Origin of the sequence: Actinacidiphila sp. DG2A-62, assembly GCF_035825295.1 — a bacterium.
Taxonomy (GTDB): Bacteria; Actinomycetota; Actinomycetes; order Streptomycetales; family Streptomycetaceae; genus Actinacidiphila.
On record NZ_JAYMGI010000002.1, the window covers coordinates 5,044,829 to 5,064,685 of the forward strand.

General features: G+C 73.5%; 19 protein-coding genes and 1 pseudogene. 7 read left to right on the top strand and 13 right to left on the bottom strand.

Annotated elements, in window-relative coordinates:
- Nucleotides 1-39: 39 nt before the first annotated feature.
- The 4 genes and pseudogenes from VSR01_RS22645 to VSR01_RS22655 form a co-directional block, all read right to left on the bottom strand.
- Nucleotides 40-279, bottom strand: a complete 240-nt coding sequence (locus tag VSR01_RS22645) for a hypothetical protein (protein ID WP_326450994.1) — start codon at nt 277-279, stop codon at nt 40-42.
- Between the two features lie 16 nt (nt 280-295).
- Nucleotides 296-568 (bottom strand): annotated as a pseudogene (locus tag VSR01_RS37890) (MFS transporter); the annotation flags it as partial.
- Nucleotides 569-622: 54 nt separating this feature from the next.
- Nucleotides 623-997 (bottom strand): transcriptional regulator, encoded by a 375-nt coding sequence (locus VSR01_RS22650; RefSeq protein WP_326450995.1) that lies wholly within the window; start codon nt 995-997, stop codon nt 623-625.
- Entirely contained in the window at nt 994-1,458 is a 465-nt protein-coding gene (locus VSR01_RS22655) for a hypothetical protein (RefSeq protein WP_326450996.1), read from the bottom strand. The genes VSR01_RS22650 and VSR01_RS22655 overlap by 4 nt, the downstream gene beginning before the upstream one ends.
- Nucleotides 1,459-1,599: 141 nt before the next feature.
- Here VSR01_RS22655 and VSR01_RS22660 point away from each other — a divergent pair, with 141 nt between their 5' ends.
- Nucleotides 1,600-2,148 (top strand): Uma2 family endonuclease, encoded by a 549-nt coding sequence (locus VSR01_RS22660; protein ID WP_326450997.1) that lies wholly within the window; start codon nt 1,600-1,602, stop codon nt 2,146-2,148.
- 75 nt (nt 2,149-2,223) lie between these two features.
- Here the strand turns inward: VSR01_RS22660 and VSR01_RS22665 are convergent, their stop codons facing one another.
- The 3 genes from VSR01_RS22665 to VSR01_RS22675 all read right to left on the bottom strand — a co-directional run bounded on the left by VSR01_RS22665 (nt 2,224) and on the right by VSR01_RS22675 (nt 5,897).
- A complete protein-coding gene (locus VSR01_RS22665; protein WP_326450998.1) occupies nt 2,224-3,474 on the bottom strand; it encodes an MFS transporter in 1,251 nt (416 codons plus the stop codon).
- Nucleotides 3,475-3,780: 306 nt separating this feature from the next.
- On the bottom strand, nt 3,781-4,737 hold the full coding sequence (locus VSR01_RS22670; RefSeq protein WP_326450999.1) for a GH25 family lysozyme: 957 nt from the start codon (nt 4,735-4,737) through the stop codon (nt 3,781-3,783).
- Nucleotides 4,738-5,003: 266 nt separating this feature from the next.
- The gene (locus tag VSR01_RS22675; RefSeq protein ID WP_326451000.1) at nt 5,004-5,897 is read right to left on the bottom strand and encodes an SDR family oxidoreductase; all 894 of its coding nucleotides are present in this window, start codon (nt 5,895-5,897) and stop codon (nt 5,004-5,006) included.
- Between the two features lie 664 nt (nt 5,898-6,561).
- Between VSR01_RS22675 and VSR01_RS22680 the strand changes: the two genes are divergently transcribed.
- Nucleotides 6,562-7,401, top strand: coding sequence for a helix-turn-helix transcriptional regulator (locus tag VSR01_RS22680; protein ID WP_326453762.1), 840 nt, complete (start codon nt 6,562-6,564; stop codon nt 7,399-7,401).
- Nucleotides 7,402-7,604: 203 nt separating this feature from the next.
- On the opposite strand, the gene VSR01_RS22685 is transcribed toward VSR01_RS22680, so the two are convergent.
- Nucleotides 7,605-9,125 carry an endo-1,4-beta-xylanase gene (locus VSR01_RS22685; RefSeq protein ID WP_326451001.1) on the bottom strand — a complete coding sequence of 507 codons (1,521 nt, stop codon included), beginning with the start codon at nt 9,123-9,125 and terminating at the stop codon, nt 7,605-7,607.
- Nucleotides 9,126-9,727: 602 nt separating this feature from the next.
- On the opposite strand from VSR01_RS22685, the gene VSR01_RS22690 reads away from it, so the two are divergent.
- Nucleotides 9,728-11,173, top strand: coding sequence for an extracellular catalytic domain type 1 short-chain-length polyhydroxyalkanoate depolymerase (locus VSR01_RS22690; RefSeq protein WP_326451002.1), 1,446 nt, complete (start codon nt 9,728-9,730; stop codon nt 11,171-11,173).
- 43 nt (nt 11,174-11,216) lie between these two features.
- Nucleotides 11,217-11,852, top strand: a complete 636-nt coding sequence (locus VSR01_RS22695) for a polysaccharide deacetylase family protein (RefSeq protein ID WP_326451003.1) — start codon at nt 11,217-11,219, stop codon at nt 11,850-11,852.
- 511 nt (nt 11,853-12,363) lie between these two features.
- Here the strand turns inward: VSR01_RS22695 and VSR01_RS22700 are convergent.
- From VSR01_RS22700 to VSR01_RS22715, 4 genes are all read right to left on the bottom strand, one after another.
- Nucleotides 12,364-13,401, bottom strand: coding sequence for a helix-turn-helix transcriptional regulator (locus VSR01_RS22700; protein ID WP_326451004.1), 1,038 nt, complete (start codon nt 13,399-13,401; stop codon nt 12,364-12,366).
- A 96-nt stretch (nt 13,402-13,497) separates the two neighbouring features.
- Nucleotides 13,498-13,953, bottom strand: coding sequence for a tellurite resistance TerB family protein (locus VSR01_RS22705; RefSeq protein WP_326451005.1), 456 nt, complete (start codon nt 13,951-13,953; stop codon nt 13,498-13,500).
- Nucleotides 13,954-14,157: 204 nt separating this feature from the next.
- Nucleotides 14,158-14,646 (bottom strand): hypothetical protein, encoded by a 489-nt coding sequence (locus tag VSR01_RS22710; protein ID WP_326451006.1) that lies wholly within the window; start codon nt 14,644-14,646, stop codon nt 14,158-14,160.
- A gap of 158 nt (nt 14,647-14,804) precedes the next feature.
- Nucleotides 14,805-15,380 carry a TerD family protein gene (locus VSR01_RS22715; protein WP_326451007.1) on the bottom strand — a complete coding sequence of 192 codons (576 nt, stop codon included), beginning with the start codon at nt 15,378-15,380 and terminating at the stop codon, nt 14,805-14,807.
- A gap of 138 nt (nt 15,381-15,518) precedes the next feature.
- On the opposite strand from VSR01_RS22715, the gene arfB reads away from it, so the two are divergent.
- Entirely contained in the window at nt 15,519-15,944 is a 426-nt protein-coding gene (gene arfB, locus VSR01_RS22720) for an alternative ribosome rescue aminoacyl-tRNA hydrolase ArfB (RefSeq protein WP_326451008.1), read from the top strand.
- A gap of 46 nt (nt 15,945-15,990) precedes the next feature.
- Here the strand turns inward: arfB and VSR01_RS22725 are convergent, their stop codons facing one another.
- Complete coding sequence (locus VSR01_RS22725; RefSeq protein WP_326451009.1) at nt 15,991-16,503, bottom strand: flavin reductase family protein; 513 nt, start codon at nt 16,501-16,503, stop codon at nt 15,991-15,993.
- Nucleotides 16,504-16,820: 317 nt separating this feature from the next.
- Here VSR01_RS22725 and cdgB point away from each other — a divergent pair, with 317 nt between their 5' ends.
- Nucleotides 16,821-18,476 carry a diguanylate cyclase CdgB gene (cdgB, locus tag VSR01_RS22730; protein ID WP_326451010.1) on the top strand — a complete coding sequence of 552 codons (1,656 nt, stop codon included), beginning with the start codon at nt 16,821-16,823 and terminating at the stop codon, nt 18,474-18,476.
- A 203-nt stretch (nt 18,477-18,679) separates the two neighbouring features.
- A complete protein-coding gene (locus tag VSR01_RS22735) occupies nt 18,680-19,849 on the top strand; it encodes a threonine aldolase family protein (RefSeq protein WP_326451011.1) in 1,170 nt (389 codons plus the stop codon).
- The last annotated feature ends 8 nt before the right edge of the window (nt 19,850-19,857 follow it).

Genomic DNA, 19,857 nt, shown 5'->3' on the forward strand with positions numbered 1-19,857 from the left:
ACACGCCGACGAGCGTAGCCGCAGGCGGCTGAGGAGCCGTCAGACTCCTGTGAGAGCAGGGGACTTGCGGACGGCCGGGCTGGCCGTCGCGACCAGGGCGACCAGGAGGGTCAGGGCGGTCAGGGCGGCCACCGCGGCGGCCGGGGCGAAGGCGCCCAGGAGGCCGCCGGCCAGCAGCGAGCCGAACGGGATCGCCCCCCAACTGACCAGGAGCACCACGCTCTTGACCCGCGCAAGCAGGTGGCCGGGGATCACCTTGTACTGGTGGCCGACGACCACGACCGACGACGCGGACGGCCTCGCACCACAGCATCACCCGCCGCCGGTCCCAGCGGTCGAGCAGTGCGCCGGCCGGCAGGTAGAACAGCAGGTAGGGCAGCGTGGCGGCGAACCCCGCGACGCCCGCCTTCCCGGCGGAGCCCGTCGTGGCCAGCACGACCAGCGGCACCGCGACCGACGACATCCGCGTGCCCAGCGTCGACAGGACCTGGCCGGACCACAGCAGGACGAAGTCCCGTCTGCGCCACAGGGATTCGGGTCCGCCGCTTCCAGGGGGCCGCTGCGTCACGCTGTTCCCGCCTTCCCGTTCTCCGCCTCGCGCGGGGATGAACGCCCCTCGCGTCTAGCTCTGTTGACGCTCCTGCGCGGACGCGGGCTCGGCCGCCGGGTCCGCGGGTGTCTGCGTCGCGGTCGCGACGATCTCCTGGAGGGCCGCGACGTGGGACGCGAAGGCGGTGCGGCCGGTGGGGGTGAGGCGGGCGCGGAGCTTTCTGCGGGCGCCGGCGAGGCGGCGTTCGGTGGTGATGTAGCCCGCGTCCTCCAGGGTGGTGAGCTGCTTGGACAGGGCGGAGTCGGACAGGCCGAGGCGTTCCTTGAGGTACCCGAACTCGGCCCAGTCCGCCGCCGCGAGCGTGGCGACCAGGGTCAGCCGGGTGCTGGGGTGGATCAGCTCGTCGAACCGCGGCGCGGGCGCCACGGGCGGCGTCGGCGGCGTCATGCGTGCGCCCAGCGGCGCAGCACGCGCAGCATCTCGGGGCCGCCGAACCCGACGACCGCCGCGACCAGCGCCGCCGCCCAGAGCGAGGCGTGGTCGGCGCCGTCCGCGTCGAGGCCGAGGGCGGCGAGGACGGTGAGGCCGATCAGCGCGAGCAGCATGCCGACCACGACCAGCGGGACGCGCGCGCCGGCGACCGCCCTGCTGACCCGCAGTCCGCGGGTGCGGCGGCGGCCGTCGAGCAACCGTGAGGCGGCCACGCCGTGCCCCGCGCCGAAGACCGCGGTCGCGGTCCCGGCCAGCCAGGCGGGCGCGACGCTGCCGAGCACCCCGAGCAGCAGCCAGCCGGCCGCCATGGCCCACCAGTACCCCCGCGGCAGCCCGACCTCCTCCGCCACCTGCCGCCGCGCCCGCTCCACCGCGGCGAGCGCGCCGCGCGCCTCCTCCTGGGCGATGTGCTCCATGGTTCCCCCTACTTTCCTCATCGGAAAGTGAGCGTCCCACTTTCCCTCCAGGAAAGTCAAGAGTCCCGGGTCCTGCCCCGGAAGCCGACACCCGAGGCGCGGGTATCGTGGAGGGAAAGGCTCACCGGAAGGCGCAGCAGCATGGACCCGGAGCACTTCGCCCTCCTGGAGGAGGCTCGCAAAGCCCTCCCGGAGGGGTTCAAGGCCGAGATCTCCGGCGACGCCATCGTGATGATGGTCAGCCCCTCCGGCATCCACCAGCGGAATCTCCTGGTGGTCCGGCGCCAGTTCGACGCCCACGCCCCCGGCGATCTGCTGCCGAGCGAGAACACCGATCTCGTCTCACCCGGGGTCGGCAAGAGCCGAAACCCCGACCTGACCTACCTCCCGGCCGCCGTCCTGGAAACCACCGACAACCAGGTGCCGGCCGAAGTGGCAGCCATCGCCGTCGAGTTGGTCTCACCCTCCAACCCGGAGAACGACTGGGTCGGCAAGGTCAGGGACTACCCCGTGATGCGCATCCCGCTGTACCTCGTGGTCGACGCCCGGCTCAAGACGGTCACCCTCTTCAGCCGTCCGGACGGCAGCAGGTACCACCGCAGGGAGGATGCCGACTTCGGCGAAGTCCTGCGCATCCCCGAGCCCTTCGACTTCGATCTGGACTCGGCGCCGCTGCTCCCGTACGCCTGACCGCGCGCCGGGCGCGCCGGGGCTCGCCGGGGCGTCTCGCGCGTGTCGGGGCGGTACGTCCGACCGGGCGGCGCGTCAGCCGACCAGGTCGGCGAGGCGGGCCGGTGGGGCCGGGGGGCTGGGGGTGGTGCGGCGGGGGAGGAGGAGAGGGGTGGCCAGGAGGAGGACTCCGGCCGCCGCGATCGCCGTGCGGGGGGTGGTGAGCGCGGCCAGTACGCCCCACGCGGCCGTCATCGCCGCGATCGCCGTGCTGGTGCTGACCGACCACGCCGACAGCATCCGCGCGACCCGGCCGGGGTCGGTGTGGTCGAGCCTGCAGGTCGCCAGCACCGGGTTGTAGATCCCGGAGAACAGCACCAGCGCGAACTGCAGCACGATGATCAGCGCCATCCCCGGCACGCCCCGCCCGACGAACGCCAACCCGACCGGCCAGCACGCCCGCAGCGCGCCCACCGCGCGCAGCACCCGATCGCGGCCGTGGCGTTCGACCAGCCCACGGGCCATCCGCGAGCCGATCAGGCCGCCGACGCAGGGCGCGGCGAACACCAGGCCGTACTGCCAGGGCGCGAAGCCCAGCCGGCCGAGCAGCAGGACGGCGAGCAGCGGCTGGGACGCCATGATCAGGCCGTTGACCACGAGGGCGTTGAGGAACAGCGGACGCAGCACCGGGTGGCCGAGGATGTGCCGCCAGCCTTCGAGCAGGTCGCGGGCGCGCGACCGCGCCGCCCCGGTCCGCTCCGGCCGCGGCTCGCCGCCGCCGATCGCGCCGATGCCCAGCGCCGACAGCAGATAGCTGACCGCGTCCGCGACCACCGTCGTCACCGGCCCGAACAGCGCGATCGCCGCCCCGCCCAGCGGCGGCCCGACCACCGAGGACGTCCATGTCGTCGACTCGAAGCGGGCGTTGGCGACCAGCAGGTCCTCCCGCGGCAGCAGCGTCTTCAGATACGCGCCGCTCGCGGACCGGAACGCGATGTCCGCCGCGGCGGTGATCACGGACACGGCGAGGAGTTGGGCGTAGGACAGGGCGCCGCATCCGTACGCGACCGGCACGCTGGCCAGCGCGGCACAACGGACCAGGTCCGTCGCCACCATGACCGGCCGCTTGCGCCGGAACTCCACCCACGGGCCCAGCGGCACCGCGAGCACCGCGCCCGCCAGCCGCCCGGCCGCCGCCAGCGCCGCCACCCGCGTCGGCCCGCAGTGCAGCACCGTGATCGCGATCAGCGGGAACGCGCCGAACCCCAGCCAGGTGCCGTACGAGCTGACCGCGAAGGCCCCCCACAGCCACCCGAACCGCCGCCCCAGCGCCCGCCTGCCCGCCATCTCCACGCGCCCCTCGCCGTCCCGCACCGCCGACCCGCCCGGCCGATCCCGACCCGCCCGGCCGATCCCGGCCGGTCCGACCAGCGCCGAGCCGGTCCGACCAGTATCCAAGCGAGAGGCCGCCGCCCGGGGCAAACAACCGGACGGCCGGCGGCGCACAACCGCCCGTTGTACGGACCCGGGCCCGCCCACGCCGTGCCGCGGCGACCGCCGTACCGACCGACCCGGGCCCGGGCACGCCGTACCGCCCGCGGGCGCGAAGGCCCGCGGGCGGCGATGTGACGGGACGCGCGGTCGACTCCCGCGTCAGGGCGTGTTGTTGGCCAGCGCCAGCAGCCGGTCCGTGCCGCCGCTGAAGCGGTCGCGGTCCACCGCGCCCGAAATGCCGCTCACCGAACCGGAGTCGGTGTACTGCCAGAACGTCCAGAACGGGAAGCCGCTCGGGATGGTCGGGCTCGCCGCGGTGGTCCAGTGCGCGACGAACAGCGGGCTGCGCGTGGACATGCCGCCCCAGCCGCCGGTGCAGGAGTTCCACCAGCTCGCGCTGGTGTAGATCACGACGTCGCGGCTGGTCTTCGCCTTGTAGGTGGTGTAGAAGTCCAGGATCCACGACTGCATCGCCGAGGCCGACTTGCCGTAGCAGCCGCCTTCGAGGTCCAGCATGCCGGGCAGCGTCAGGTTGTCCGCCGACCAGGCGCCGCCGCTGCTCGCGAAGTACGTGGCCTGCGCCGCGCCGCTGGACAGGTCCGGGCGGCCGAAGTGGTAGGCGCCGCGGATCACCCTGGCGTTGTACGCGTTGAGGTAGTTCGCGTTGAAGTTCGGGTCCTTGTACGTGGTGCCCTCGGTGGCCTTGATGTACGCGAACTGGATGCCCGCGGACTTCACCGACGACCAGTTGATCGAGCCCTGGTAGTGGGAGACGTCGATGCCGGCCGGGTAGGTCGCGTCGGGCGAGACGATGCCGGGGGCGTCCAGCCGGAGCTGCCGGGTGTCCGGCGCGAAGCTCTTGCTGTCCTGGAGATAGCCGGCGCCCATGTAGCCGTCGCCGAACGGGATCGGGCTGTTCGCGCCCTTCACGGCGGACGCCGTCGACGCGGACGAGGCGGCGGACGCGGCGGCGGACGCGGCAGCCGGCGACGCGGCGGAGGCCGTGCCGGCCGACAGCGCCGCGGCCAGCGCCGTGCTCAGGCCGATCACGGCGGCGGCCGCGGTGAGCCTGCGGCGCGCGGTGCGGGGGCGGGAGGTGCGGTCGGGGGTGAACAAGGCTTTTCCTCCTGGCACATCGGTGGGTGGGGGTGGTCAGGGGGTGCCGAACCGGGTGGTGCTCTTCGACCGGCGCTTCTACTCGCGTAGACTCTGCGTGCGCGCGGCGCTGTGCAAGACCATCAGGTTGTTGTGTACGTGTCATGAGTGACGCATGAACCGCACCTGTCCGTAAAGGGGTTGCGGCCCTCCTCATTGGTCCAGTCCACTGAGGAGGGCGCGGAGCTGCCGCTACGGATGCGATCCGGCGCGAACTTTCATGCGGATCAGCTGAGTTGGCCGGTGGGCATCAGCGTCAGCTGCTGGACGTTGGCCCGCGGCGGCAGCGTCGCGAGGAAGCCGACCGCGCGCGCCACGTCCTGCGGGTCCAGCCACTCGATGGCCGCGCGGGAGCCGTCGAGCCAGTCGCGCGCGCCCTGGTCGGTCACGTGGCCCTGCAACTCCGTGCCCACGATGCCCGGTTCGATCGCCGCGACCCGGACGTTCCGCGGGCCAAGCTCGGCGCGCAGGTGCCGCGAGAGGTGTGTGACGTACGCCTTCGTGCCCGCGTAGACCGCGAAGTTCGGGTAGAGGTTCTGTGCGGCGATGGACGAGGTGTTGACCAGGTCGGCGACGCCGGTCGCGGCGGCCCGTGCCACCAGTTGCGGGGTGAAGGCGGCGACGGCGTTCATCAGGCCGCCGATGTTCAGGTCGATCTGGTGCTGCCACTGGTCGGTGCGCAGCTCCTCGACCGGCGCGGGCAGCATGACGCCCGCGTTGTTGAACAGCAGGTCGGCCGGGCCGAGTTCGCGGGCGATCCGGTCGGCCGCGGCGGTCATGGCGGCGGCTTCGGTGACGTCGGCCGTGACGGCGAGCGCGGTGCCGCCCTCGGCGGTGACCCGCGCGACCAGCTCGGCGAGCCGGTCGGTGCGGCGGGCGAGCACCGCGACCGAGGCGCCGAGGCCGGCCAGGTGCGCGGCGGTCGCCGCGCCGATGCCGCTGGACGCGCCGGTGATCACGGCGACGCGGCCGCGCAGCGGGCGGTCGCCGCCGGCGGGGGCGGGGGAGGCGCCGACAGACGCGGGCGCGGCCGGCGCGGCGGCGGTCGAGCCAGGAGTCGGCGCGGGGCCCTGCGCCTCGCGGTCGCCAGGAGTGCTGGGGAGGTTGCTGTGCGTGGTCATGCGGGAGTGCGCCTTTCACGGGTCGTACGGATGGGGTTTGCGATGTGGCCCCGGGGCACGGGGTCCTGGGTCCGGGCACGGGCCGACGCCCGAACCCGGGCGGAGGCCCGCCCCCGGCCCGGGGCGGGCCGGGACCGGGGCGGGAGCGGGGCGGCGCCGTGGCCGCCGCGCCCCTGCAACCAGCACACCACCGCGCCCGCCGCCGCGGGACGCCCGAGCTGACCCTGCCGAAGCAGGTACCGGCAGGACCAGGCAGCGCCCACCGCACCGCGCCGGCCCGCGCCAGACTGGAGGCATGGACGGCATGGACAGCAGGGACGTCACGCGGCAGGAGGACGGCACGGGCCGCGGGGCAGGCGCGGATCGCGGGGCCGGTGCGGACCGCGGGGTCGGCGCGGACCACGGGGCCGGCGCGGATCGCGCGCGCCCGGCGACGCCTCCGGCAGGCGGTCCGGTGGGTGGTCCGGCAAGCGGTCGGGTGGGTGGTGCCGCAGGTGGTCCGGCAGGCGGTCCGGTGGATGGTGCCGCAGGCGGCCCGGCAAACGGTCCGGCAAGCGGTCCGGTGGATGGTGCCGCAGGCGGTACAGCAAGCGGTCCGGCAGCCGGTTCCGCAGGCGGTGCGGACGGTCGCCCCGCCGACCCGGCTGCCGCCCGCGCGCGGGAGATTTCCGGCTTCCTGCGCGGCAGGCGCGCGCGGATCACCCCGGACCAGGCGGGGCTGCCCGGCGACGGGCGGGCGCGGCGGGTGCCGGGGCTGCGGCGCGAGGAGGCCGCGCGGCTGGCCGGCGTCAGCACCGAGTACTACACGCGGCTGGAGCAGGGCCGGGCGGGGAACCCGTCGCCCGAGGTGGTCGAGGCGCTCGCCCGGGCGCTACGGCTGGACGCCGCCGAGCGCGAGCACCTCGCCGACCTGCTGGCCAGGCCCGGGGCCACGCGCAGGACCGGCCCGGTCGCCCCGCAGCGGGTACGCCCCGGGCTCTACCGGCTGCTGCGGACGCTGGACCACGTGCCGGCGTTCGTCATCGGCCGCCGCACCGACGTGCTGGCGGCCAACCGGCTGGCCCGCGCCGTCCTCACCGACTTCGATGCGCTGCCCGCCACCCGGCGCAACCTCGCCCGCTACTACCTCCTCGACCCGGAGGCGCAGGAGCGCACCGGCGACTGGGAGCAGATCGCGGCGGAGACCGTCGCGATGCTGCGGCTGGACGCCGGGCGCTTCCCCGACGATCCGCGGCTGGCCGATCTGGTCGGCGAACTCACCTTGCGCTGCCCGCGGTTCACCGAGTGGTGGAACGACCACCGGGTGCTGCGCCGCACCCACGGCGCGAAGACGTACCACCATCCGCTCGTCGGCGAGCTGCACTTCGCGTACGAGTCGCTGCAACTGCCCGGCGACGCCGACCAGTCGCTGTGCGTCTACACCGTCGAGCCGGGCTCGCCCAGCGAACGCGCCCTGGAACTGCTGGGGAGTTGGACGGCACCCGCGACCGAGCCGGCGCGCTGAGCGATCGGTCGCGCTGGCCGAGCGGTCCTGCTGACCGAGGCGGCGCGCTGACCGAGCCGGCGCGCGGAACGGACGACGTGCCGACCGGCCCGCGCGGTGGACACGCGGGCCGGCCGGTGCGCCGCCGGACGCACGGGAGGGGGCGACGCGGCGATCCCCCTGCCGCGCCGCCCCCGTTCACGGGAGCCGAACCAGGTGTGGGTTCAGCTGGGTTGGCAGGTCAGGTCGAGGCTGGTCGGGGCGCTGCCCGAGCCGTTGACGACGTACCCGAAGGTGGTCGAGGCGCCCACTCCCACCTGCCCGTTGTACGGGGCGTTGTGCGCGGTGGTCTGGCTGCCGGACGAACCCTGCACACCGTTCCACAGGTTCACGATCGTCTGGCCCGACGGCTGCGACCACGCCACCGTCCACGCCGACAACGGCACCGAACCCGAGTCCGTCACCGACACCTCGGCCTGATAACCACCCGACCACGCACTCACCAACCGATACGACGCCGTGCACGCCGCACCCGACGTCCCACCCGACGTCGACCCCGCCGACGAACCCGAGCTCGTACCCGACGACGTACCAGAGGTCGTACCACTCGACGTCCCCGACGACGTACCCGAGGTCGTCCCGCTCGACGTACCACTGGACGTGCCGCTCGACGTGCCCGAGGTCGTCCCGGACGACGTGCCGCTCGACGTGCCCGAGGTCGTCCCCGACGACGTGCCGCCGTTCGTCCCGCCCGGCGCGCTGTTCAGCGCGTTCAGCACGGCGGTGTACGCCTGCTTCTTGTTGTAGTTGCCGTCGAAGAGCAGCGGGGTGTCGCTGCTGCGCCACGAGTACTTGTCGGTGATGCCCCAGACCGTGATGCCGGTGCAACGGCTCACCGCCAGGCACGCGTTGACCACCTTGGCGTAGCTGTCGGCCTGCGCGGAGCCGGAGCCGGCGATGTCCAGCTCGGTGATCTGGACGTCCACGCCGAGGTCGGCGAACCGCTGGAGGTTCTGCTGGTAGTCCGAGGTGACCGGGGACTGGCTGTTGAAGTGGCCCTGGAAGCCGACGCAGTCGATCGGGACGCCGCGCGACTTGAAGTCCTTGACCATGTTGTAGACGGCGTTGCTCTTCGCGTTGATGCCGTCGATGTTGTAGTCGTTGTAGCAGAGCTTGGCGTCGGGGTCGGCGGAGTGCGCGGTGCGGAAGGCGTGCTCGATGTAGCCGTCGCCGAGCTTGTCCTGGAAGGGCGAGCTGCGCCGGGCGCCGCTCCCGCCGTCCTGGAACGCCTCGTTGACCACGTCCCAGGCGTAGATCTTGCCCTTGTAGTGGGTGACCAGGTTGGTGATGTGGTTGTCCATCGCGGTCTGCAGGTCCGACGCCGACAACCCGCTGACCCAGTTGGGCAGTTGCTGGTACCACACCAGCGTGTGGCCGCGGATCTTCATCCCGTGCGCCTGGGCGTGCGAGACGATCTGGTCGGCCGACGAGAAGGTGAACTGGCCGCGGTTGGGCTCGGTGGCGTCCCACTTCATCTCGTTCTCGGGCGTCACCGCGTTGAACTCGGTGTCCAGCGTGGACGCGTACTGCGCCTCGCCGAGGTGGCTGAGGGCCACCGCGGTGCCGAAGTAGCGGCCGGAGGCCGCCGCCGAGGCGCCGAGCGTGGTGGCCGCGTGGGCGGTGCCGGCCGAGACCGCGAGGCCCACACCGGCCACCGCGCCCGCCGTCACCGCGGCAAGCGCCATGCGCACGGCGGTGCGCCCGCGTTTGGGCACGCCACGTCCGTGGGGGGTTACTGGGAACAACTTCCGACCTCGTCTCCTGGTTCGGACCGGCCGCCGCGGGCGCGGCGGCCGATCGTGGTGGGGGGACCATTCGCGCGGGTGCCGCCGGCCGGGGAGTGGGCCGAGGACGGCGCGTGGGGGCGCCGGACGCGGCGCGGCCGGGGGACGATCGCAGACGAGTGTGGCCCCGCTGACCCCGAACGTCAACGGCGTGTTTCCGAAAACTCAGAGAAAACTGCCCGGCGACGGCCGGTCGCCTTCCCTGCCACCGGCTGCTGGGGCGTTCCCGCAGGACAGCGCCGCGCGAGGGAGGCCGTGCGGCCCGCGGGACGGCTGTGACGGCAGGTCCGTACCAGCGGTCGGGGCACTCACCGCAGGGTCAAATGCCTTGACGCAGCGCAATCCTGGGCCTACGGTTTCCCGAAACATTCGTAAAGGTGTCGAAAAATTTCGATCGGCCGTGCGGGCCGGTCGGCCCGCACATCCCCCCACATCTGACCGCTCCGGGCCGGGAGGGGAGTCCCGGCCCGGGACGGCGGAACCGCGGAAAGGACACCACCGCCATGACCGCACCCAGCGGCCGGCACGGCCCCCGAGGACTGCGGCGGCTGCTCGTCGCCCTGCTCACCGGGATCGCGCCGCTGCTCGCCGCGCTCCTCGTCGCGGCCGGCTCGGCCGGCACCGCGCACGCCGCCTCGCTCACCGAGGTCACCGGCTTCGGCGCCAACCCCAGCAACCTGCGCATGTACGTGTACGTGCCGAACAGCGCGCCGGCCCACCCGGCGATCCTGGTGGCCGTCCACTACTGCACCGGCTCGGGCCCGGCCTTCTACTCCGGCACCGAGTTCGCCTCGCTCGCCGACCAGTACGGCTTCATCGTCGTCTATCCCTCGGCGACCCGCGACGGCAGCTGCTTCGACGTCTCCTCGCCGCAGGCGCTCAAGCGCGGCGGCGGCAGCGACCCGGTCGGCATCATGTCGATGGTCACATACACCGAGCAGCACTACGGCGGCGACCCCGACCGGGTCTACGTCACCGGCGCGTCGTCCGGCGGCATGATGACGAACGTCCTGCTCGGCGACTACCCCGACGTCTTCAAGGCCGGCGCGGCGTTCATGGGCGTGCCGTTCGGCTGCTTCGCCACCACCGACGGGTCCTCGTGGAACACCGCCTGCGCCAACGGCCAGATCAGCAAGACCCCGCAGCAGTGGGGCGACCTGGTCCGCGGCGCCGACCCCGGCTACACCGGCCCGCGCCCGCGCATGCAGCTGTGGCACGGCACCGCGGACACCACGCTCAACTACGCCAACTTCGGCGAGGAGATCAAGCAGTGGACCGACGTGCTGGGCGTCAGCCAGACGCCGGTCCTCACCGACCACCCGCAGTCGACCTGGACCCGCACGCGCTACGGCTCCGCGGACGTGCACGCCCCGGTCGAGGGCATCAGCATCCAGGGCGTCGGCCACGCGCTGCCCACCAGCGGCATGGCCGCGCAGGCCATCGCCTTCTTCGGCCTCAACGGCTCCTCGGGCGGGACGAACGGCGGCACGTCGTCGGGGACGACCTCGGGCACGTCGAGTGGTACGTCGTCGGGTACGTCCAGTGGTACGTCGAGCGGGACGACCTCGGGTACGACTTCGGGGACGTCGAGTGGTACGAGCTCGGGTTCGTCGGCGGGGTCGACGTCGGGTGGGACGTCGGGTGCGGCGTGCACGGCGTCGTATCGGTTGGTGAGTGCGTGGTCGGGTGGTTATCAGGCCGAGGTGTCGGTGACGGACTCGGGTTCGGTGCCGTTGTCGGCGTGGACGGTGGCGTGGTCGCAGCCGTCGGGCCAGACGATCGTGAACCTGTGGAACGGTGTGCAGGGTTCGTCCGGCAGCCAGACCACCGCGCACAACGCCCCGTACAACGGGCAGGTGGGAGTGGGCGCCTCGACCACCTTCGGGTACGTCGTCAACGGCTCGGGCAGCGCCCCGACCAGCCTCGACCTGACCTGCCAACCCAGCTGAACCCACGCTGAACCGATGCCGAACGGATGAGGAGAACACCGTCGTGACCGCACCCGCAGGGATACCGGCCGTGCCACGGCCGCGCCGGCACGTCCCCGTCGTCGACTCCACCCGCCTGGTCGGCTCGTACGCGGCGCTGACCTTCGACGACGGCCCGCACCCGGTGCACACGCCGCGGCTGCTGTCGGTGCTGCGCAAGCACCGGGTCACGGCGGTGTTCTGCCTGTGGGGCGCGCACGCGCTCGCCCATCCGCAGATCGTCCGCGCGATCGTCGAGGACGGCCATCTGCTGGGCAACCACGGGATGCACCACGACGACATGACCGACTGGACGGCGGCACGCGTCCGCGCCGACCTGGAGGAGACGTCCGCCGCCGTACGCGCCGCCGCGCCGGGCGTGCCCATTCCCTACTTCCGCGCGCCGTACGGGAATTGGGGCCACACGCCGCAGGTCGCGGCGGACCTCGGCATGGTCCCGCTCGGCTGGCGGCTCGCCGTGCGGGACTGGGAGCCGCCGGGCACGGGGGAGTTGCTGCGCCGCCTCACCGAGGGGATCGCGCCCGGCGCGGTGGTGCTGCTGCACGACGGCGGCGGCGACCGGAGCCAGACCGTGGACGCGGTGGACGCCATGGTGCCGCAACTGAAGGCGCGCGGCTGGCGGTTCACCACCCCGGCGTGAGGCGGGGGCCGCGGGGCGCCGTCCGGCAGTAAGCGCTCTCCCGGGCGACAAGCGGCGAGCTGTCCACATTGGTACGTGTCGCTTTTTGGACACCATGCCGCCCGGTAGCCGAAAATCGCAGGTCGGATACGTATTCGAGGGGTCGAGAGGGAATTCGGCGCGCTGTGACCGGCTAGGCACGCAGTGCCTCCATCGGGTACCTATGCAGAAGCGGCCCCTCACGGCGAACTCCCCGCCTTCCGAGAGCGCCGCGGCACCGCGAGGTGCTCCCGGCCGCGGCTCCCCCGAGTCGCCGCGTCCGGGGCCGGACGGCGCATCGACGGGCACGCTCGCCCGGTCGACCCGGGGGGACGCGTCGTTCGGCACGGTGGGGGCCGGCAAGGCCCGCCTGCCCCCACCATCGGTGCCGTTCGTTCCCGGGCTGAGGGGGGACGGGAACGAGCGGCGCCCACTGCTCCGAGACCGGCGCGCGGTCACCGCCCGGCGCGTGCGCCGCCGCCGGCCGGGTGCGTCACTGCCGGCCGCTCGTCAGCGCGCCGGGCGATCGCGGTCCGCGCAGCGCCGCCGCGTACGCCGGGTCCTGCGCCAGCTTCAGGCCCGCCTCGAAGCGGCTGGAGGCGTGCAGGCGCTCCATCAGCTTGGCCACCGCGCGCTGCACCGTGCGCCGGTGCACGCCCATCTTGCGGGCGATCTGGTCGTCGCTGAGCCCGCCGGCCAGCAGCCGGACCACCGTCCGCTCCTGCATGGTCAGCTGCGCCGCCACCGAGGCGCCGTCCTGCGTGTGCGCCTGCTCGTACGGGACCGCGCGCAGCCACAGGTCCTCGTAGAAGCCGACCAGCACGCGGATCAGGGCCGAGCCGCGGACCAGCAGCATCGGGCCGCCGGGGCTGCCCGGGTCGCTGGGCACGCAGGCCGCCTCGCCGTCGTGGATCACCAGGTCGCAGGGGGCGTGGTCGAGCAGCCGCACCTCGGCGCCGAGGTCGGACAGCCGCTCCAGGTAGCCGACGTGGCGGGGGCTCTGCAGCAGCGACAGCGGGTAGATCGAGCGCAGCCGCACCCGCCTCTCCCGCATCTGGGCGTCCCGCCGCAGCGAGTCCTCCAGGACCGGCGGCGACGGCATCGGGCCGGGGTGCATGGAGTCCACCCGGTGGCGCGAGGTGCCGGCCAGCTCGGTCATCGTCCGGTCCTTGTGCCGCCGGTCGGTGAGGTACGCCACCTCGACCTGCGCGGCCTCGGCGGCGACCGCCGGGCGGTAGACCGACATCAGCGACTCGGTGAGCTGCTGGAGCGCGGCGGCCGTGCTGGCCTGCTGGGCCGCGCTGGTCTGGTACGCGGTCATGGTGCGCAGCAGCGCGGTCTCCGGGTCGACCGGCTCCAGCAGGCCGTCGCCCTGCTGGAGCAGGCCGAGGTCCTCCAGCCGGAGCCGGCCGCGGCGGGCCTCCTCGGCGCCGACGCCCGCGGCCCGGCCCAGCTCCGCCTCGGACGCGAAGGAGCCGTGGGCGCGCAGCGCCTGGTAGACCGTCAGCGCCAACTCGTCGTCGCCCGGCATGCGGCCCTCCGAACCTCACCGGCCCGCGGGCCCCCGTCCCCCGCGCGCTCGTACGCTCCCGCTCGCTTCAGTGCGGTGCGGCCGGGGTGCGTGCGCTCACAGGTCGAACTCCGCGGGGTTCAGCCCCACCGCGAAGCACGCCTCGCGCACCACGGCCTGCTCGGACTTGTCGAAGACGCCGTCCGCACCGCCGATGACGATACCGATCTGGATGACCGCACGCGCCTCGGTGGGCTTCTTCTGCACCTTGGCGATCTCCTGGAGGATGGCGACCTTGCCGAAGTCGAAGTCCGAGGTGAGCTTGGTGAGGTAGTCGTCGAAACGGCGCTGGAGGTCGGTCGCCGGGAAGTTCTGCAGCACGTCGTTGCTCGCGATGAGGGAGGCCACGCGCTGCCGCTCGGACGGGTCGACCGAGCCGTCGGCGGCGGAGACCAGCGCGCACATGGCCATGCTGGCGTCCCGGAAGGCCCCGCTCTTCAGGTCGTTCTTCTTCGCGGTCAGCTGGGTCTGCATGCTCTGGGCGGACTCCTTGAAGCGGTCCCACAGCGCCATGTCGGTCTCTCCTCGGGCCATGCGTACGGTCGGTACGGGGTCGGTACGGGTTCGGTACGGGGTGCCGGTACCGGGGGTCGGTACGGGTCGTGTCCGGTCGTTTAACTCGTGACGCGAGTAAAGCAGTTCCCAAATCCGGAGACCGGCCGGGTTCTGTGTTCGCCCAGAGCGAACAGGCGGCGGGCGGCCCCGCGCCGTCCGCGCTCACAGCCGGGGGTAGCGGGCCAGCAGCCCCCACACCGCCGGGTTGTCGGCCAGGTCCTCGTGCAGGTCGGCCAGGTCGGCGACCAGGTCGTGCAGGAAGTCGCGGGCCTCGCGGCGCAGCCCGGCATGGCTCAGCACCAGCGGGGGCTCGTCCGGCGTCCAGTCCGCGGTCACCTCGACGTGGCCGAAGCGGCGGACGAAGCGCAGCCGGTCGGTGGACTCGGTGAAGTCGAACTCCGCGCGCTGCGGCCGCGCGGCCCGGCCGCCCGCGGGGTCGCGGTCGAGGTCCTCGACGATCGCGCACAGCGCCCAGGCGAAGTCCAGCACCGGCACCCAGCCCCACGCGGTGGACAGTTCGCGCTCGCCCTCGGCGAGGTAGACGTCGCCGCAGAACAGGTCGCGCCGCAGTGCCGCGACGTCCGCGGTCCGGTAGTCGGTCTGCGGCGGGTCGGGGAAGCGGCGGGACAGGGCGTATCCGAGGTCGATCACCCGGCCGATGGTGTCAGAGGGCCGGCGCGGCCGCCGTACCCCCCGGCTTGTGCGCGCGGGGGCACGGCGGCCGCGGTGCGGACCGGCGTACCGGCCGGCCGGCGTACCGACCGGCCGGCGTACCGGCCTGCCGGCGGCGGGCCGGCGTGCCGGGAGTCTCAGAGGTTGACGCCGAAGTCGGTGGCGATGCCGACCAGGCCGGAGGCGTAGCCCTGGCCGACCGCGCGGAACTTCCACTCCGCGCCGTTGCGGTACAGCTCGCCGAAGACCATCGCGGTCTCGGTCGCCGCGTCCTCGCTCAGGTCGTAGCGGGCGATCTCGGCGCCGCCGGCCTGGTTGATGATGCGGATGTACGCGTTGCGCACCTGGCCGAAGTTCTGGCTGCGGGCCTCGGCGTCGTAGATCGAGACGGGGAAGACGATCTTGTCCACGTCGGCGGGCAGGGCGGCGAGGTTGACGTTGATCTGCTCGTCGTCGCCCTCGCCCTCGCCGGTGCGGTTGTCGCCGGTGTGGACGATGGTCTGGTCGGGGCTCTGCTTGTTGTTGAAGAAGACGAAGTGGCCGTCCGAGTAGACCTTGCCCGTCGCGTTGACCGCGATGGCGCTCGCGTCGAGGTCGAAGTCCGTACCGGTGGTGGTGCGGACGTCCCAGCCCAGGCCGACGGTCACGGCCGTCAGGCCGGGCGCCTCCTTGCTCAGCGAGACGTTGCCGCCCTTGGTCAGGCTTACCGCCATGGGAAGTCCCCTTTTGTGGTCGTAGGTGTCGCCGACGAAACTACCGTCATCCGTCCATACGCGGAGGGCCCCCGTCATGGTTCCTCCACGGGACGAAATCCCCGTGACGTACGCATGTGCGGGCGGGATCATGGGGGCATGTCCGGAGCACTCCCCATCCGCGGCTCGGTCTCCCTGCCGGAGACCGAGCTGGTGTGGCGTTTCTCGCGGTCCTCCGGGCCCGGCGGACAGCACGTCAACACCAGCGACAGCCAGGTGGAGCTGCGGTTCGACCTGGCGGCCACGCGGGCGCTGCCGCCGGTGTGGAAGGAGCGCGCGCTGGAGCGGCTGGCCGGCCGGCTGCACGACGGCGTGCTGACCGTACGGTCCTCCGAGCACCGCTCGCAGTGGCGCAACCGCGAGACCGCGGCGGCCCGGCTGGCCTCGCTGCTCGCGCAGGCGACCGCGCCGCCGCCCAAGGCCCGCCGCCCCACCCGCATACCCCGCGGCGTCAACGAGCGCCGCCTGCAGGCCAAGAAGCGCCGCGGCGACGTCAAGCGCGGCCGCGCGACGGGCTGGGACTGAGCCGCGGGCCGAGAGGGCCGGGGAAGCCGGGTGCCGGCCCCGGGGATCAGCTCAGGTACCGGTACCGGCCGCGGAAGTAGCTCAGCGGGCCGCCGTCCGCGCTGGGCGTGCGCGCGGCCAGCACCCGGCCGATCACGAGGGTGTGGTCGCCGGCCGGGACCCGCTGGTCGGTCTCGCACTCGAGTATGGACAGCGCCCCGCCGAGCACCGGCGCGCCGGAGTGATGGCCGCGGTAGTAGGCGATGTCCTCGAACAGCAGCCGGTCGCTGATCCGCCCGCGCATCGCGAAGCGCCCGGCGATGTGCCGCTGGCTCTCGCTGAGCACGGACACCGCCCAGCGCGGCTGCCGCTCCAGCAGTTCGTCCATCCGCGACCCGACGCGGACCGACGCCAGCACCAGCGGCGGTTCCAGGGAGACCGACATGAAGGCGGTGGCGGTCATGCCGACGTCCTCCCCGCGCGGTCCGTCGTCGGGGTCGTGCGCGGTCACCAGGACCACCCCCGCGGCGAGGCGGGACATGGCGGCGCGGAAGTCATCGATGTCGACGGTCTGGCCCATGATGGTCCCAGGATGCCGTCCCGGCGGAGTGTGAGGCACGGTTCCACGTTACGGCCCGGTAGGAAGCGGGGCATCGGGCCCCGGTCGCAACCGCGTGGGGACCGGGTCCTAGGTCGCGGGGACCACGGTCCGTGCCCAACTGCTCACCTGGCGGTGTGACTTGAGTCACAAGGGCCAGGAATTGTTGACCCTGTGTACCGATCGCACAGCACCCTGTGATTCAGTGGCGTGTAAATGGAAGAGTGTGAATTACGAAGCGTTCGAAGCGTCGAACGCCGGAACACGAGGAGTCCGCAGTCGAGGGCGTGGAGAGGGCCATGGACACCGAGTCGGAGCCGTACGTCCGCCTCGCGACCCTGCGTCAACTGCACCAGGTCGTGGCGGACCTCAACAGCGCGCGCAGCCTGGCCGACACCCTCCAGGCCGTCGCCGACGGAGTGGTGCGCGGCCTGAGCTACGAGCTGGCCGCGGTCAACCTGGTGCGCCCGGACGGCGACCTGGTGGTGGCCGCGTTCGCCGGCAGCGCCGCGGGCGAGGCGCTGCTCGCCGGGCGGGTCGGCTCCCGCGCGTCCTGGGAGCGCCGGCTGTCCATGGGCGAGCGCTGGGGCCAGCTGCGGTTCATCCCGCACACCGAGGGCTGGGTGCTCATCGACGACGACGTGCCGCAGTGGCACACCGAGGGCCCGCTGCCGCGGTTCCCCGACGAGTGGCACCCCGGCGACCGCCTCTACGCGCCCATGTACTCCTCGCAGACCGTCGGCAGCGAGCTGATCGGCGTCATATCCGTGGACCGGCCGACCAGCGGCCGGCACCCCGGCCCGTGGGGCTGCGAGGCGCTGCAGATGTACGCCTTCCAGGCCGGCATCGCGATCAGCAACGCCCGGATGCGCGCCAACATGCAGCGCGCCCTGGTCCGCCTGGAACGCGACCAGCAGGCGCTGCGCGCCAGCGAGGAGAGCTTCCGGCAGGCCTTCGAGTACGCGCCCAGCGGCATGGCCATCGCCGAGATGGGCGGCGACCAGCACGGCAAGCTGCTGCGCGCCAACGACGCGCTGTGCCGGCTGCTCGGCCGCTCGGCCTCCACGATGCGCCGCTACTCCTTCTCCGACCTGGTCCACCCCGAGGACGTCGGCCTGCTGCTGCGCACCTCCGCCGAGGGCGGCCGCGCGGAACTGCGGCTGGCCCGCCGCGACGGCTCCTACCTGTGGGTGTCGCTGCGCAACTCGGTGGTCGCCGACACCGCGGACGGCCCGCGCTTCCTGCTCACCCACGTCGAGGACATCGAGGAGCGCAAGAGCCGTGAGCTGCAGCTCGCCCACCGCGCCAGCCACGACTCGCTGACCGGCCTGCCCAACAGCGCCGAGCTGCGCTCCCGACTGTCCTCGCGGCTGTGTTCGCGCCCGCAGGACAAGGACGCCGAGGACGCGGCGGCGCTGGTCGCCGACCCCGGCCCCGACGAGTTCGCCTTCAGCTACGGCTACGGGCCGGAGGAGCTGGCCGCGCCGCTCGGCGCGCTCGACGGCCACGTGCACACGGTCGCGCCGGACGAGAACGACGAGGAGTCGTCGACCAAGGGGCTCGCGGTGCTCTTCTGCGACCTCGACGGGTTCAAGTCGATCAACGACCGGTTCGGCCACCACACCGGTGACGCCGTGCTCATAGAGGTGGCCCGCAGGCTCACCGGCGCGGTGCGCGACGGCGACACGGTGGCCCGGCTCGGCGGCGACGAGTTCGTGGTCCTCGCGGACGGCCTCGCGCCGGCCGACGCGGCGGACCTGGCGGTGCGGCTGCGCAACGCGATCATCCCGCCGATCCGGGTGGACGGGCGCGCGGTACGGGTCGGCGCGAGCTTCGGCATCGGCTGGGCCGGCTGCGGGATGACCGCGGAGGAGGTCCTGCACAGCGCGGACCAGCGGATGTACGTGGAGAAGCGCAGCCGCTCCGCCCGCCCCAACCACCGCCGCGCCGGCTGAACGCTGGGCGCCGCGCCATCAGGGGCCCGGCTTTCCGTCCGCGCTGGACGTCAGCCATCCGGGGGAGCGGGTTTCCGTCCGCGCTGGGCGCACGCTGGAAGTCCCTGGTGCGGGAGACTCGGGGAACGGGGGAACGGGGAAAGCGGGACGCGGCCCGAACCGGGGCGCAGCCCGGACCCCCGGCGGCCGGGAGACGGAGAGGCATGGCGACGTACGACAAGGAAGCCGCGGCGGAAGCCGAGACGCGGCGCGCGCGGCGCGACGCGGCGGCGCGGGCCGCGTCGAAGGTGCTCAGCGGGCCGCCGCGCGCGACGATGCCCACCCGCCTCGCGCAGCTCGCGCACGAAGCGGAGGCGGCGTACCAGGACAGTACGCCCGACCAGTACGGAACGGGCCCCGTCCGCGACCTGGAGCGCCGCACCGCGGAGCTCCTCGGCATGGAGGACGCCGCCTTCTTCCCCACCGGCACGATGGCCCAGCAGGTGGCCCTGCGCTGCTGGGCCGGCCGCACCGGCAACCCGGTGGTGGCCCTGCACCCGCTCGCCCACCCCGAGGTGCACGAGCGCGACGCGCTGCACGCCCTCGGCGGCCTGCGCACCGTCCACCCGACCACCGCGCCGCGGCTGCCGACCGCGGAGGAGATCGCGGACTTCGAGGAGCCGTTCGGCACGCTGATGCTCGAACTCCCGCTGCGCGACGCCGGTTTCGTGCTGCCGAGCTGGGAGGAGCTGACCGCGGCCGTCGCCGCGGCGCGGGAGCGGGACGCGGTGGTGCACGTCGACGGCGCGCGGCTGTGGGAGTGCACGCCGCACTTCGACCGCCCGCTGCCGGAGATCGCCGGCCTCGCCGACAGCGTCTACGTCAGCTACTACAAGTCGCTGGGCGGCCTGTCCGGCGCCGCGCTGGCCGCCTCCGCCGACCTGATCGCCGAGGCCAAGGCGTGGCGGCACCGCTACGGCGGGCTGCTCTTCCAGCAGTACCCCGCGGCGCTGGCCGCGCAGGCCGGGCTGCGGGACGAACTGCCGCGGCTGGCCTCGTACGTCCTGCACGCGCGGCCGGTGGCCGAGGCGCTGCGGCGCGGGCTCCTGGACGGCGGCCTCGACCTGGTCAGGGTCCACCCGCCGACGCCGCACACCCACCAGTTCCAGCTGTGGCTGGCGCACCCCGCGCGGGTGCTGGACGAGGCGTCGGTCCGCCAGGCCGAACGCACCGGACTCAGCCTCTTCGGCCGCGGCGTCTTCACCGAACCCGGCCCTCCGGGACTGTCGATGACCGAGGTCACGGTCGGCGCGAGCGCGCTGGAGTGGACCGCGGACGAGGTCCATGAGGCCGCCGAGGCGTACGCGGCGCTCGTCGCCGAGGTGCTGGAGTAGCGCGGCGC